Annotated in this window: 10 protein-coding genes and 1 pseudogene; 6 read left to right on the plus strand and 5 right to left on the minus strand. The window is 43.0% G+C overall.

Features of this window, described 5'->3' with window-relative positions:
* Window positions 1-403: 403 nt before the first annotated feature.
* The 5 genes from PN470_RS17410 to PN470_RS17430 all read right to left on the minus strand — a co-directional run bounded on the left by PN470_RS17410 (window position 404) and on the right by PN470_RS17430 (window position 3636).
* The gene (locus PN470_RS17410; RefSeq protein WP_103111184.1) at window positions 404-1300 is read right to left on the minus strand and encodes an AEC family transporter; all 897 of its coding nucleotides are present in this window, start codon (window positions 1298-1300) and stop codon (window positions 404-406) included.
* 49 nt (window positions 1301-1349) lie between these two features.
* Complete coding sequence (locus PN470_RS17415) at window positions 1350-1949, minus strand: Uma2 family endonuclease (protein ID WP_271935580.1); 600 nt, start codon at window positions 1947-1949, stop codon at window positions 1350-1352.
* Between the two features lie 143 nt (window positions 1950-2092).
* Window positions 2093-2434 carry a HepT-like ribonuclease domain-containing protein gene (locus PN470_RS17420; protein ID WP_002734383.1) on the minus strand — a complete coding sequence of 114 codons (342 nt, stop codon included), beginning with the start codon at window positions 2432-2434 and terminating at the stop codon, window positions 2093-2095.
* Window positions 2421-2729, minus strand: coding sequence for a nucleotidyltransferase family protein (locus tag PN470_RS17425; protein ID WP_002733690.1), 309 nt, complete (start codon window positions 2727-2729; stop codon window positions 2421-2423). Before PN470_RS17425 ends, PN470_RS17420 begins: the two co-directional genes overlap by 14 nt.
* Window positions 2730-2775: 46 nt before the next feature.
* The gene (locus tag PN470_RS17430; protein ID WP_272104862.1) at window positions 2776-3636 is read right to left on the minus strand and encodes a formylglycine-generating enzyme family protein; all 861 of its coding nucleotides are present in this window, start codon (window positions 3634-3636) and stop codon (window positions 2776-2778) included.
* Between the two features lie 410 nt (window positions 3637-4046).
* On the opposite strand from PN470_RS17430, the gene PN470_RS17435 reads away from it, so the two are divergent.
* From PN470_RS17435 to PN470_RS17460, 6 genes and pseudogenes are all read left to right on the plus strand, one after another.
* Window positions 4047-4520 carry a hypothetical protein gene (locus tag PN470_RS17435; protein ID WP_272104863.1) on the plus strand — a complete coding sequence of 158 codons (474 nt, stop codon included), beginning with the start codon at window positions 4047-4049 and terminating at the stop codon, window positions 4518-4520.
* Window positions 4521-5128: 608 nt separating this feature from the next.
* On the plus strand, window positions 5129-5587 hold the full coding sequence (locus tag PN470_RS17440) for a hypothetical protein (RefSeq protein ID WP_272104864.1): 459 nt from the start codon (window positions 5129-5131) through the stop codon (window positions 5585-5587).
* A gap of 164 nt (window positions 5588-5751) precedes the next feature.
* Window positions 5752-9516, plus strand: a complete 3765-nt coding sequence (locus tag PN470_RS17445; RefSeq protein WP_272104865.1) for a tetratricopeptide repeat protein — start codon at window positions 5752-5754, stop codon at window positions 9514-9516.
* A 48-nt stretch (window positions 9517-9564) separates the two neighbouring features.
* Complete coding sequence (locus PN470_RS17450; protein WP_272104866.1) at window positions 9565-13305, plus strand: FkbM family methyltransferase; 3741 nt, start codon at window positions 9565-9567, stop codon at window positions 13303-13305.
* 43 nt (window positions 13306-13348) lie between these two features.
* Window positions 13349-14206, plus strand: coding sequence for a hypothetical protein (locus PN470_RS17455; protein ID WP_272104867.1), 858 nt, complete (start codon window positions 13349-13351; stop codon window positions 14204-14206).
* A 465-nt stretch (window positions 14207-14671) separates the two neighbouring features.
* Window positions 14672-15926, plus strand: a pseudogene (locus PN470_RS17460) (hypothetical protein); the annotation flags it as partial.

Genomic DNA, 15926 nt, shown 5'->3' on the forward strand with positions numbered 1-15926 from the left:
GTGGGGAAGTGGGGAAGTGGGGAAGTGGGGAATTGGGGAATTGGGGAATTGGGGAGAGGGGAGAATAAATAAAATAATCTCCTGAATAAGGGTGCATCCCACACTTGCAGAAATACCAACAATCAGCAATTATCAGTGACTCTTAAATTAGTACAAAAATATTAACAATCGCGTGTAAGCATCTCACAGTTAACCTAATGCGCGGGGGGTTTGGGGGGTAGAACCCCCCAAAAGCTTGGATTGAGTGATAAAACCGAAAGTAATGCCCAATTTTAGGAGAAAGTTTCCCCTTAAAAATCCCAAATTAGTAGATTTACCAAAATGAGATGCACCCCCTGAATACTGATAACTGAATACTGGCTCCCCAAAACGAAAACTTCGCACCTCACCATTAAGATAACTGCTATAAATAGACTTTTAATAACCAAAGAAAGAAAGGAATAGTCAGAAAACTAGCAAGGGTAGTGACCACAACTGTGCGGGCCATTAAAGCTGCTGAACCACCGAATTCTGTGACTAAAATGACGGTATTAACGGCGGTGGGCATGGCACTCTGTAGGATAAGAATTTTTAGATCCATACCAGTTAATCCTAAACTATTGCCGATCGCAAATGCCAAAAGAGGCGCGACTAAAAGACGCAAACCGGCCCCTAATAATTCTAATTTACCGATCGCTAATTTTTGCTGAGATAATTGAATACCTAGGATAATTAAAGCCAAAGGAATTGCCGCTTGTCCTAGATAGCTAATACTTTTATCTAATTGCAGGGGAAGATGAAAAGAGAAAGTTTGAAAGCTAATGCCGATAAAAATTGACCAGATTAAGGGCAAGCGAAAAACTAGGCGAAATCCTGAAAGAAAGCTTTTTCCTCGCAAATAAGCGGGACTAATACCAAATAAAAGAATACTAGAACCAATCATATAGATTATCGCTCTTTCCAGTCCGGCCGCACCCAGGGCAAAACTAGCCACCGGTAAACCCATATTACCGTTATTGGGCATCACAGCGGCAGCCATGAGGCTTTTGCGGGTATCATCATCGAGACTGAGACAATAGGCCATAATTTCGACGACAATCGCCATTACCAGTGAAATAAGGGCAAAGCCTAGGAGAATTAAACCGATATTGTTGCCGGATAAAGTGGTGCGATAGAGTCCATCAATCACCAAAGCGGGAGCAAGAATATACACCGTGATTTGGGAAAGGGAATGCACTTCCACAGTGAGAACTTTTCCTGCTATCACACCGATGAGGATGATAAAACCCACTGGAATAATAGCGGAGAGGATGACAAGCATTAATCAAGTAAAAAGTAAATAGTACATAGAAAAAAACTTATCTGATTTTTTAACAGATTTCTGTTATATCTTCATATAAAGATTCGATCGCACAGTGAAAATCGATACTAGCTAGATAAATATCTGCTCCTTTGCTGTAGGGATAAAGAACCCAGAATCCTTCATCATTGCGACCAAAACAATCCACACTGATGTGTTCTTGACTGATAAGAACGTATTCTTCTAAAGTTTCGATCGAACGATAGTCGGCAAATTTATCGCCCCGATCTCGCTTCGCGAGCGCGTTGCGAGCAAAAGCAGCAGTAGTGGGGGATAATACTTCTACAATCAAGCGCGGATAACGGATAAAATCTTCCGAGAAAGACCGATTATCTCGCGAGTCGCAAGTAACTACAAGATCGGGATAAAAATAACTATTAGCTATTTCTAGACGAACTTTCATATCTGTGGCATAGACAAGACAACCACTACCCCGCAGCCGGTTTTTTAAAAGTGTGGCTAAGTTGATAATAATCATACCATGGGCTTTACTTGCACCAGCCATGGCGTAGGTTTGACCGCGAATGTATTCGTGTTTATCCTTGGCTATTCTCTCCGTTGCTAAATAATCTTCCGGGGAAAGATAGTTATGGTCAAAGTTAGCAATCATTTGGTTAAATCACCTTTATTGTCTCTAAAATCAATTCTAACTCTCGATCGAGGAGCGGTACATTTTTAAAATTTGACCAGAAGTCTGATTTAAAGTTAGTATTTCTCTTTCATTTTACCGAACCTTATCAAAGATATCACTAATCAAGTATCTTGTGTGGGCAATAAAGGTATTAACAAGTTCAATAGTTCAGGAATATTGCGTCGAATAACCTGCCAGACGATATCAAGATCGATCCGATCATATTGATGGGCGATAATATCTCGCATACCGGCGATGTCGTCCCAAGGAATTTCTGGATGTTGTTTACGAAATCCAGGGGATAGGCGCTTGGTAGCTTCTCCCATAATAGTAATTTGATAGAGAATTGCGGATTGGGTGCGTAAATCCGATTCTAGTAGTTCCCGATCCAGTTGCTCGGCAAATTGTTGAGCTAATTGACCTGCTCGGACAATATCTAGTAAAAAAGCCTTATCCCGCCACATAAATCACTTGCGCTGTCCCTAAAATCTCTCGTTGACGAATCCAATTATGACTCTGCTCGATCGATTTTTTCGTTAGCAAATCAACTTTCCGTCCCAATAAATTCTCTAATTCCCGTTTCATCCTCGAAAACTCCAGAAGTCCCCAAGAAACACTATCTTGAAAACTGACCAGTATATCAATATCGCTATCTGGACGAAAATCTTCCCGCAAAACCGATCCGAATAAACACATTTCAGATATCTGCCATTTCTGACAAAATTCGCTGATTATTTGCTGGGGTAGTTCTATTTTCAATTTTTTCACCTCCCTGTCACCAGTAATCAGTGATCGGTTTTCAGATTTAAGGAGAATTATCGCTAACCACACGAAAACCAATATCATAGAGTCCAGCAGTAGCCATAAATTTGACTCGGTAGGCCGAGCGACATTTGTTAGGGCCATCATTCCAGGAACCGCCGCGTAAAACTCGTCTGTCCCTATCTTCTATTGTGGCTGCTTCGTAGTTATCGCGCCAGTAATCTGCACACCATTCTCTGACATTTCCGTGCAAATCGTAGAGTCCGAAAGGGTTAGCGACGGCAAACATTCCCACTGGTGTGGTTTCCCTGCGATCGCATCCTAGGGAACCTTCCCCATAACGACCAGAACTGCACACTTTGCCGCCATAATCCCAGTCCACCCCGGAATAGTTGGCTAAATCCGTGGAAATTGTCGGGCCAAAGTGAAAAGGGGTGGATGTACCTCCCCGACAAGCGTATTCCCATTCTTTTTCTGCGGGTAAACGATAATTCAGTCCCGTGAGACGGGATAGGCGATCGCAAAATTCCACCGCTTCCCACCAGTTAATTTGTTCTACTGGGCGATCATAACCTTCAAAATGGGCCGGATAGGGATTAAGTTCAATATTTACTGGTTCTAATTTTGCCACCTCGCGCCATTGTCGTTGGGTAATTGGGTAGCGACTTAGACAAAAAGCCTGAATATTAACCAGAGATTGGGGACTTTGACTCAATTTCCAGCCTAACTCGCTTTTGGGTGCACCGATGAGGTATTGACCGCTAGGGATAAAAATCATTTCTAAAAAGGTTTTTTTGCTTAAAAAATATTGATAACCTCGATTAGTGACTTTTTCCCGTTTAATTTCCTCACCTTTGCCATTAACAGTGACCACTTCATCGATAAAATCTAACCATTCTCCCATTCTGCACCCCTCTATCAGTTATCGGTCGATCGGGTTAAGCTGCGAGCCTAGAAAAATCTCGAAACCTACCAGTTATAAGAATAACAAGACTTCGATCGATTACCCGAATTAACTCTTGCTGTTTTTTTCCTTACTAGAAAATTAGAAAAATGGTATAACTAGGCACGGAATTGCCCCAAGTTGCCTCTAATTCATCGATCACAAAAGATACGTCCAATAGATCATTTACAAAACTAAAGTTTTGTGTAGTCGATCTTGACAGTAGAGCCTCCTAGCGTAGTATGCTAAAAGAGGTTGGATTCTGTAACAATCCACACCAAAAAAAACGAGGGTATTGAGACGACGAACCGAACCATAACCCGCCTCATGACCTCAGAACCATATAACCCCTCTAAAAAAGGAAACAAACGATGAAAGCTTCTAACTACCAAGAAATCGCCAAAGCCGCTATTCTAGCCGGTGGTCTCGCCGCTGCTGGTGTATTATCCGTTGGCGAAAGCGCCCAAGCCCAATTTATCGGTGCGACATCCCAATCCCGAGTGTCCGCCGCCGTCACTAGCATTATCACCGATAGCAACTATGCTGCTACCAATAGCTTTGCCGTTGAGAAAGTATTGCCCTCCAGTGACTACATATTCAGTGGTGCTGTTCAAGTGCAAGTAAGTTACGCTACAACCGTTTATGTCGGCTCAGTATCAAGCGCGCTCACCCCTGTTATTACTTCGGCATCGTTTTCTGCCCCCGAAGTGGCAAACACATCTACCACCCCATCGGTTGAGCGTGCCACTGCTAATGCTATTACAGCAGCCACTGCCGCCAGTCGGTTTGGGGATGTGTCCGGTATCGTCCGGGCTTGGACTGCTGGTACTTCCGTCTTAGATTAGTTGAAGTGGGCAACCCGTCTCAACCCGGGTGAAAAATACCACTTTGTAGCCACATACTACCCGAATTAACTCTTGCTGTTTTTTTTCGCTAGTAGAAAAGTGGTGCAATTGCCCCCCAGGATTGCCCTGGGTGGCCTCTTTTTAATCGATCAATCGCAAGAGATAAGTAGTCATGCAAAATAAATTTCCTAGTGAAGACAGGCAAGAGGCAATAGGCAAGAGGCAAAAGCTTTATCGAAATGTGTAATTAATTTTGCTTAGGTACTTACTCCAATAGGTGATTGACAGAGCCAAGAGTTCTGGGTGGTAAACCTTGACAGTGGCCAACCGCAGTTATATATAGCTGATGACGGTCGAGTCTGTAACGATCCATACCAAGAAAACGCGGGTAAGCTGTACTGAATTTAAACTGCGCTATCGGAAATTTTGGTACAAATGCTCAAACTGCCTCTCCCCGCTCCCTTTCGGTTAAGCTCACGGACGAAGCCCGCTCCCCCGCAATCTTAACGAGTAATTTAGATAGTCAACAGCTTATCGAGACGACGAACTGAGCAATAGTCTGCCTCATGACCTCAAAATCATTGGCCCCTTAACAAAGGAGACAAACAATGAAGGCCTCTAATTACCAAGGAATCGCCAGAGGAGCTATTCTAGCCGGTGGTCTCGCCGCTGCGGGTGTATTATCCGTTGGCGAAAGCGCCCAAGCCCAATTTATCGGTACAGCATCCCAATCCCGAGTGTCCGGTGCCACCACTAGCATTCTCACCGACGGCAACACTGCAGCCACCAATAGCTTTGCCATCGAGCAAGTATTGCCCTCCAGTGACTACGTTTTCAGTTCTCCTATTTCAGTACAAATAAGTTATGATACCCTGGATAAGGACAAAAACTTCGTTGCTATTACAGGCGCAGTATTGACCGCTACGGTGGAGGTAAACTCAGGTACGCAACTAACAGTTGAGCGTGCCACTGCCGATGCTATTTCGCAGGCTGCTGCTGCCAGTCAGTTTGGGGATGTGTCTGGTATCGTCCGGGCTTGGACTGCTGGTACTTCCGTCTTAGATTAGCAACAAGTCCCCTTTTTAAAGTCGGCGCTTCAGTGAGGGAATTGTTACCCTGGGCAAAGCCGAGGGGTGGGGGGAGAATTTTTTACTGATGTCACTCCCCAAACGTCTTCTGAGTGGTTGCCAATAACCTGAATCTTTCTAGCTCTGCGGATGCAGTCGTTGTAATGATCATATTCTGTAATCGTATTCCCTACTATCAAACCGCTTGGAGTTACCGAGTATTGGGTGAACTGTACACTCAATCGGGCCTCGATTTTCAGGCGGGGGTATTTCCAGATGCGGTGTCTCTTGACCGTTATTTAAGGTTACGGCAGGGAGAAGCTATCCCCCTTTTATTGCAGTTTGAGGTATTGGGGCAAGATGCCCTTCAGGAGATTCAACGGGAGGGGGCGTTAGTGGTCTATAGCCACGCGGATCCGCGTCAGTCCTTGGGCAACGCCATCACGGGTAGTCAAGAGACCGTTACCCAAGCCGTGGCCAAACAGTTGCAATGTCAGCCCCATATTTGGCTGCCCTTAGCCCATCGAGTTATTTGGTTAAAAGAAAAGGACATCAGGCAAACACTCCTAGGGCAGATAGAGGCTCTAGCCCAGTCCGTTGGGTTAAGGTTTAATAGCCAAGATTATCCGATCGAGAATTTATTAGATTTTCCAACCGAGTCTGCGCCTTGGCAGGAATGTTTTACCAAAGAAGAGCAGTTATTAATCCACTGTCTCTTTAAACCCTTGCTGCTATTCGGCGGAGATGAAACCGGCGAAACCTTCAGGGAAATATTTTTAAATTTGGTTAAAGAAATAAATTGGCCAACTTGGCTGGATTTATTAGCAACCCTACAAAAAGACGTTTGGAAAATACTACCCGAGCAGCGGGAGCTAGTTTATCAAGCAATAAAAAATTCTTTGATCGATTCCTTTGCCGATTGCGGTTTAGGGAATCAAGGTGCGGAAATCGCCCACTATCTGGGCAATCAATTCACCCAGCAGGGTCATTTTGCTTTGGCTCAGTCTTGGTATCTCAAGGCGATCGAGTTAGAGCCTGAGCGTTACCAATCCTATTACAATTTGGGGGTTGTCAATGAAAAACAACAACAATGGCAATCGGCGATCGACTATTATCGTCAAGCGCTTAGGTTGAATCCTCAATACGCTAAAGCCTACTATCGTTTAGGCTTAAATCTCAAACAGCAATTAATTAACCAGAGAGAAAACCTCGAAGACGAGAAAAAGCAAGCAATCACCCTGGAAATAGGCGAATGCTTGACTCAGGTTTTAAATCTTGACCCCAATCATCCTAGTATCAAGTTTCAACTAGCTAAATTTTGGCAAGATCAAGGGGAATCGGCAAAAGCAAAAAGTCTTTTAACAGCGAAAGAATGGGAGTTATTGCCAGATTTTGTTGCCTATTTAATTAATACAGGGAACAAATGGGAGCGACGGGGAAAATTCCTTCAGGCGCAAAACTGTTACGAGATGGCTTTGGAGTTTGAACCTTCGGCCATTGAACCCTTATTTAATCTAGCCCTCATCTTTCAACAACAGGACAAACTACCAGAAGCGATCGCCTATTATCGCCAAGTGTTAACCCTTGACCCTAATTACATTCCCGCGCTACAAAATTGTGGCATGGTTTTAGACAAAATCGGTTATATTCATGAGGCGATCGCCTATTATCAAAAAGTCTTAACCATAGACAGTGACAATCTTTCGGCCCTGAAAAGTTTAGCCTCCTGTGCTGAAAAACTCGGCAAAATAGCCAATGCGGTCGATTATTGTCATAAAATCATGCAATTAGAGCCGCATGATTCTGTTAACCACTCATTTTTGTTGTGGTGTTTTGGGGCATTGACGATTGTTTCTCCCCAGGAGATTCTCGATAGTTCCTATCTCTGGTATATCTACCACGTTGTTAAACAGGGCCTTCCTACCCTCAAACACCACCGGAGACAACCAGACCCCGATCGCCGCTTGCGTATCGGCTATATTTCTCCTGATTTTCGTCGTCACTCCTGTAGTTTTTTTATTAAACCTTTACTAGAAAATCATCATCACGATCAGTTTGAAATATTTGCCTACGCCGAAGTCGCCAAAGAGGATTACGTTACCGAAAAAATCCGAGCAGCCTGCGATCACTGGCGCTGTACTGTGGGTTTATCGGATTTAGAAGTAGCAGAGTTAATCCAGGCAGATCAAATCGATATTTTGGTAGATTTAGCCGGTCACACTGCGGGGAACCGCCTTAAAGTGCTAGGAATAAAACCCGCTCCCATTCAGGCGACCTATTTAGGTTATTTTGCCACCACGGGTTTACCCACCATTGATTATTGGATTACCGATGAGGCCTTACATCCTTTAGACACTCCCGAATTAACCAGTGAGACAATTTGGCGTTTACCCCGTTGTTATCTAACCTATGACAACTATCTCGACACCCCAGAGGTTTCGCCCCTACCTTTTGAAAAAACGGGTTTAATTACCTTCGGTTCTTTGAACAACACCAGAAAATTAACCCCTGAAACCCTTGATGTTTGGTGCCAAATACTGAAAGCTGTTCCCAACTCCCGTCTTTTCCTAAAAGCAATTCATCAGGCGGGGGTTGATCCTAGGGTTCAAGAGAACATCATTAATGACTTTACCCAACGGGGAATCAGTGCTGATCGACTGTTTATTCAAGGGGGATTCCTAGACGATCAAGCACATTTTTCGTCCTACAATAATGTGGACATTCATCTTGATCCGTTTCCCTATGGGGGGTGTACTACCACCTGCCAAGCCCTGTGGATGGGAGTTCCCACCCTGACTTTAGCCGGGGGACGTAATATGGAGCGTTTGAGTGTCACCCTCTTAAAAGCAGTGGGTTTAGACGAGTGGATTGCGGATACTCCCGAAGATTATGTGCAGAAGGCGGTGCAATTTGCTCAAGATACTGTCTATTTAGCCAATTTACGAGCTACGATGCGCGATCGCCTAGCTCAATCGGAATTGTTAGATGCCGAGGGAATGGCAGCGGCGATGGAGGAGGCTTATCGACAAATGTGGCAAATTTATTTAGAGGAACAAAATAAGGTTAATTCTCCTCCCCTTCCCGTGGTCCCAGAGGAGAACAGTGCGGCATATTATCACCAACTTGGAAGGGAAAAAACCCTTACGGGAGAATTGGAGTCAGCCAAAAACTTCTATCTGCAAGCGATAAAAGTAGATGCCACCTATGCCAAGTCCTATCATAATCTGGGCTTTTTAGCCGCACAACAAGGACAATTACAGCAGGCGATTAGTTATTATCAACAAGCGATTGAATCTCAACCTGATTATCCTAGCGCTTTTTATAATCTCGGCTTGGTCTATGAACAGTTAAAAGAGACAGAAAAGGCGATCGCTTGTTATTCCCATAGTGTACAGTTAGATTCTACTAATGTGGAGGTTTATAAATCCCTGGCGCAACTGTATGATCGCCAAGAAAACTATGCCAAAGCGGAAAAATACTACCGTTGTGCCTTACTGCTGCAACCCGATAACTTAGAATTGCGCTATAACTTGGGAGTCGTTCTCTACGAACAGGAAAAGTTTGATAAAGCAGTCAGTTGCTTCCAAAAAATTATTCAAGCCAAACCACAAGATGCGATCGCTTATTTACACTTAGGAATCAGTTATAAGCAGCAAAAATTGTTAACCAAGGCCAAAAGTTGTTTTGAAAAAGCGATCGAGTTAGATCCCGACTATGCTATGGCTTATTACAATCTGGGAGTGGTTTATAGCTGTCAACCTGATGAGAAGAAAGCGGTTGATTGTTTTCGTCAGGCCCTCCGCTGTGATCCCGCAAATAAATTAGCCCATACAGCACTTCTTTTTGCGCTAAGTGGTATTAAAGAAGTTAGTTCCGAGGAAATTTACGATGCTTCTTCTCGTTGGTATCGGAACAAAATCCAAACTTAAATATTGTCAATAGTTACAGTTGTTTCTATAATCATTAAATTTACTACCATGACTATCTTCTTACAAACGCTAAAAGCTCAACATTTTTTAGATAACATTCATATTACCATCGCCCAGATAGGTTCTCGAAAATCATCTGAGGCCGATGATTATAGTAGTCAATCGTGGGGAATTTTTGCCCCTAACTTAACTATCTATGGATTTGAGGCCGATGCCGATGAATGTAAGCGCATGAATCAGAATTTAAAGGAAAGAAATATCAGGCATCAAGAAAAACATATTCCCATCGCCCTTAGTAACACTCAAGGCAAATCCCAACTATACGTTACTAAAGAGAAAATGTGTAGTTCTCTTTATGAACCCAATGGGAATTACGCTTCTCGTTTTCGTAGTTCTTTGCCTGAATTTCTTACCCTAGATTATATATCAGAAATAGAAACAACCACTCTGGATAGTTTTTGTGCTAGTGAATTAATTGATACCATTGATTTTTTGCAGGTAGATGTACAAGGGGCAGAATTAAACATTTTTCAAGGGGCGCAGCAGATCATCAAAAACAGCACCTTGGCTATTCAAACCGAAGTTGAATTTGCCCCTATCTATAAAAATCAACCGCTTTTTGCTGACGTAGATAATCATTTACGGCAGCAAGGTTTTTTTCTTCAAGGTTTTAAAGGATTACATTGTATTTCCAAAAAATCTTTTCCTGGTCTTGGCTATAACAAAACCTCTCTTCCTCCAGAGCTTAAAGCCGGTGTTCCCCAGCATTTTTCGGGACAACCATTGTGGGGTGATGCCTTTTATTTTCAAGATTTACTTAGTCAACCTAGTCCGGTATCCCCAGAAAAACTATTAAAACAGGCTTGTATCGCGGACATATTGTACTTTCCTGATTATGCTTTAGAATTACTGGAATATCTCACCCTTAATTATGGTTCTAATCCTCAATATAATTTCACAGAAGTAATTAATATTGGCTTGTCGATCCTCAGGGGAAATACAAGTAATAATATTACAGAATTGACTATCCCCCAATCAAATATCCCTAACCAAGGGTCTGCTGCCCAACACAAACTCAAAATTGGTTATGTGTCCCCTGACTTTAAACGTCATCCCGTGGGCAAGTTTATTGCCCCAATTATTAAACATCACGATCATCAAAAATTTGAGATTTATTGTTATGGGGAAATCAAAAAAGTTGATGAAATAACGGAAGAAATTAAAGCTTCTTGCGATCATTGGCGATCAACCCTCGGACTTACCGATGCTGAAGTAATCGAGCAAATTAAACAGGATCAGATTGACATCCTAATTGATTTAGCGGGTCATACAGACGATAATCGCTTGCCGATCTTTTTTAGCAAACCCGCTCCTATTCAAGCTTCCTACTTGGGCTATTTTGCCACGACAGGTATCCCTACCATCGATTATTGGATTACCGATCATCATTTACATCCCGTAGATACGGAAGAAAAAACCAGCGAGACGATTTGGCGACTCCCCAGATGCTATGTGGCTTATCAACCTTCCCCGGAAGCCCTAGAAGTCAATCCCCTGCCCGCTTTAAGTTCAGAATATATTACTTTTGGTTGTTTGAACAATTTTTCTAAACTTAATCCTTTCCTTTTATCCCTCTGGGCAAAAATCCTTCAGGCATTACCCCAGTCCCGTCTCATCCTCAAAAGCCACTATCATAATTTAGACGATCCCGAAGAAAAACAAAGTGTTGAATTATTCCTGCAAGAACAGGGCTTGAATCTCGAACAAGTTGAATTAATTGACTCACCGACATTGGCTGAGGATTATTTCGCCTTGTATCATCGTATCGATATTCACCTTGATACTTTTCCTTACAATGGTTGTACTACCACTTGCGATGCTTTGTGGATGGGGGTTCCGGTTTTAACCCTTGCTGGCGATCGTAAAATTCAACGGATGGGTAATAGTCTCCTACAGGCGATCGGCTTAGAGGATTGGATCGCTCATAGTCCCGAAGAATACGTTAACAAAGCCATTACTTTTGCCCAGGATCTAGAGGCGATCGCTCAATTACGAACTAGCTTAAGAGAGCGTTTTCAAAAATCTCAACTAGGAGATGTAGAAGGTTTAACTCTAGCCTTAGAAAATGCTTATCAACAGATGTGGAAAAAACTAGAACAGGAAAAAATACAACCATTAGAGTCTGGTGATCAACAAATAAGCGCAATGCGCTCTCAAACAGAGACGCAAAGTCCCCTCAATTATTACAGTCAATATGTGCAGAAAAATTGCCCTCAAATGACCTCAGAAGCGTGTGATCAACTTTTAGCTTTTGCTGATAATACTAACTGGAATCAACCCACTACGCTCAGAGAATGGAACAATGTAGCAGTTATTATGCTTATTGAGGCAGAAGAGACACAAGATATTGCCTTTCGCAAACAACTATTAAACAATGCGATAGCGGTTTTGGAGCAGGGAAAAGCCCATCCCTTAGCCGCCGTCCATTTAGCGCTGATTTATAGTCTAATAGGCGATTACAGCAAAGCCTATGTTTTAGCTTATTCTGTTTTTGTCGGTATTCTTGATCCGGCTTTTAGGAAAACCGCTTCAAACAAAGGACTTGTCTATTTACCTTCCACCGCCCGTACTTTATTAAACAAAGCTGAATATTTAGAGAAAATTCTAGCAGCCGAAAACTGCTACGAGCAAATATTATTTTTATGTGCCGAAGTTCTTAATCTATCTCAACCCTACTTTTACAACGCTTCTGGGCAAGATACCCTACAATTAATCTCTCAATCCCTTGCAACATCTCCCATCGTACAGTTACAACTGGGAATTGCTCGTTTTTGTGGGCAAAAATGGGATGGTATTTTTTACCTGCTCAAAGCCCATCAGATTAATCCCAATTACGCACCCTCAATACAAGCTCTTTATTTGGCTTATCGTAACTTACCGGAAGCAAAAGCGGCAGAATATTGGCTTCAGCAAGGGGTCACTCATTTTAACCCCAACTCTCCCGATGTGGGAGAGTGGATTTGGACCCAAGCCAGACCGGAAAATCCTTTTACTTATGTTCCCTATGATAATCTCATTCTGACAGTGGAAGCTAACTTAAAAAGTATTACCACTGCTGTTTTACTCGCCCAAGGAGATTGGTTTGAAGCGGAAATGGAATTGTGGCGTACCCAAATCCGTCCTGATATGACCGTTATTGATGTGGGGGCAAATGTGGGAGTTTATACCTTTAGTGCTGCTCAAAGGGTGGGAGAAACAGGGAAAGTCATCGCCATCGAACCATTTAAAGCTTGTGTAAACTGCTTACAAGAAACAAGCCGTATCAATCAACTCCCTTGGGTTAAAATTTACGAAGCGGCGGCCAGTGATCATTGTGGTTCGGCGAAACTATCTCTCCATAATGCCAGTGAGTTAAATGAAGTTATCAGCGATAATTCCCCTAATTATGATTTGGCTAATACTGTAACTATTCAATGTTTAACCCTTGATAGTTTAATTGAAACAGAAAACCTGACGAGGGTTGACTGGTTAAAAATAGATGCCGAGGGACATGAAATAAAAGTTCTACAGGGAGCAGAACGTTTATTAACAGAATTTAAGCCCAATATTATCTATGAAAATATTGCTGGAGCCCACGGTAGCAATGGTGCTATAATGCAATACATCCAAGCAAAGGGTTATCAGGTTTACAGTTACCGCCCCTATATCCAGGAGTTAGTTCCTGTGACCGATGCCAACCAGCTCAACAGTCAGTTAAATTTAATTGCTGTTTACAATCCAAACAAGTGACAGCGTGATTCCCTTGTCAACAATTAAAAATGAGGCTAACAAAATGAAAACTCTCAGCAGACTCAACTCCAAAGAATCAGCACTAACTGTCTTAGTTATTGTTTCACAAATTTTTCTCGTTAATCATCGGGTAATTGCCCAGTCAATTCCCCGAATTTCTATTCCAGGTCTTGCTACTCCTGTTATTCCCGTAATAACCCCAAATGTAGCAATTCCGACGGTAAACGTAACAACAACAAATAATATTCCTGCCACCAGTCTCAGATCTCAACCGATCATTCCGACGGTAAACGTAACAACAACAAATAATATTCCTGCCACCAGCCTTAGATCTCAACCGGTCATTCCCACTGCGGTTACTCCGACGGTAAACGTAACAACAACAAATAATATTCCTGCTACCAGCCTCAGATCTCAACCGGTCATTCCGACGGTAAACGTAACAACAACAAATAATATCCCATCTACTTCCCTAATCAATTCTCCCACTCCGGTAATTCCGACAGTAAATGTCACATTTAATGATAATGGTGTTCCTACTGCTGTTCCTGAGTTAAAACCCCTTACTTTTTCCGTCACGGGAAGTGAAGATAATCCTAGTAGTTTTCTTTCTGTTATTAACAATAACAATAATGGAGTGACACCAGACCCAACGAATGATCTATTGACCGAAGTTGTCAAAACAAGTGCAGGCACAAGTATTACTATTCCACAACCAACAGCAGTCAATGATCAGCTGGTCACGGTATCTACAGTTAATGTAGTTTTTCCATCTAGTCAAAAAGCCGAAGCCAGTAATATAACTTCTAGTTTTAACAATTCATTCAGCAATCCTTCCAACCCATTTACAATTCAGTCATCAACTTTAACTGTTAATTTCACGCCTCCGGTTTTAGACTAGGATGAACGGTGATAAGTAAGTAAGCCCAATGACTTTCGCAATATCACGGGCGGAAACGTTCTAGTGTATTACATTTTGGGCGCAGGTTCTTTGCGCCCACAAATGTGGAGCAAATCCGTTTTATGTAGGGGCATAAAACACACGCCCTCTTCTAGATAACATTTTCGATGATGATTTGGTAGTAGTGGTGAGCCGTATTGCTTATCCTGTATGGAGTGCCTAAAATATTTATCTTTCTGAATCTCGATGACAAGGCGAGCGAATGAGTCTCCGAATCACCTCTTTGTTTTTGTGATTTTGTCGGGTTTAGCTATTAGCTCAACCCCCTTCATTTTGTTGTTTTATGATGCTCATGAATCGTTATTGGTTAACGGGCAGGTCAAACGCTTTAGTTCAATTGTACTGTATGTTGATCATCGCTACCAATCAAGCGATCATTTGTTTGGCAAATTTGACCCGCTCCCATTGGTTAACTGGCAAGCCATAGAAGCTAAACTGTTGCAATGGTTTTATCCTTCTTTGTGTTCTGCCCAAAATCAGGCTCTGACTTCTGATTCGGGGCAAATCTTACTCGATCGATCGTCCGAACAAATCCTCGATGTTAAGGGCGTGTCTCTTACGATTGCGGCAGCATCGGCGAACCGAGAAACCCAATCTCGTCAAGAGACCATTCAAGTCGCTGAAACAGAAAAAACCGTTTCTTCTGCGTCAGCTGGGTCTCTGAATCTGTCTGATCAAGCGTCAGCCAAAGATGAGTCAGATTTATTTGAGTTCCTGACCCGGGGACAATATCACCGTCGGGCTGAAACGGATCAAGAGTCGGCTGTGATTGTAACTATTGGCTCCTCCTCCCCGAACCTTTCAGAGAGTCTCTCTAAACGCTCCGAGCAGCCCTCCACGGAGTCGGTATTGATAACTCAAGCTTTTTCCGGGGAGAATCTCTCGGGAAAAGCGTCAGATTTAATGCCAGTGGACAATCAAACACTGGATCAGTCTCTGCCCCATTCTCCAAATTCCCCTTCAACCCGGTCTCTGAATCCGTCCGATCAACCGTCAGCCAAAGATGAGTCAGATTTATTTGAGTTCCTGACCCAGGGGCAATATCACCGTCAGTCCAAAACGGATCAAGGGTCGGCTGCAACTGTAACTATTGGTTCCTCCTCCCCGAACCTTTCAGAGAGTCTCTCTAAACGCTCCGAGCAGCCCTCCACGGAGTCGGTATTGATAACTCAAGCTTTTTCTGGGGAGAATCTCTCGGGAAAAGCATCAGATTTAATGCCGTTGGACAGTCAAACCCTGGATCAGTCTCTGCCCCATTCTCCAAATTCCCCTTCAACCCGGTCTCTGAATCCGTCCGATCAACCGTCAGTGGAGGATGACTCGGATTTGCGTCAGTTCCTCACCCAGGGGCAATATCACCGTCAGTCCAAAACGGATCAAGAGTCGGCTGCAACTGTAACTATTAGTTCTTCCTCACCGAAGGTCATTACTCAGATTCCCGCTCAAGAATTTTTCTTACCAAATACTCGTTTAGCTCCCTTTACCACTTTTTCTACGCCGGCAATAATTGATACCTGGGAAATTCCCACCACCACCATCAAACTGGAGATTGATTCTTCCGGCGATAGGTCGATAGCTCAGATTCCCGCTCAAGAATTTTTATCGGCAGATACTCAGTTAGCTCCCTTTACTATTCCTGCTACGCCGGCAATAATTGATA

Origin of the sequence: Microcystis sp. CS-574, from assembly GCF_028329095.1 — a bacterium.
Classification (GTDB): Bacteria; Cyanobacteriota; Cyanobacteriia; order Cyanobacteriales; family Microcystaceae; genus Microcystis; species Microcystis ichthyoblabe_A.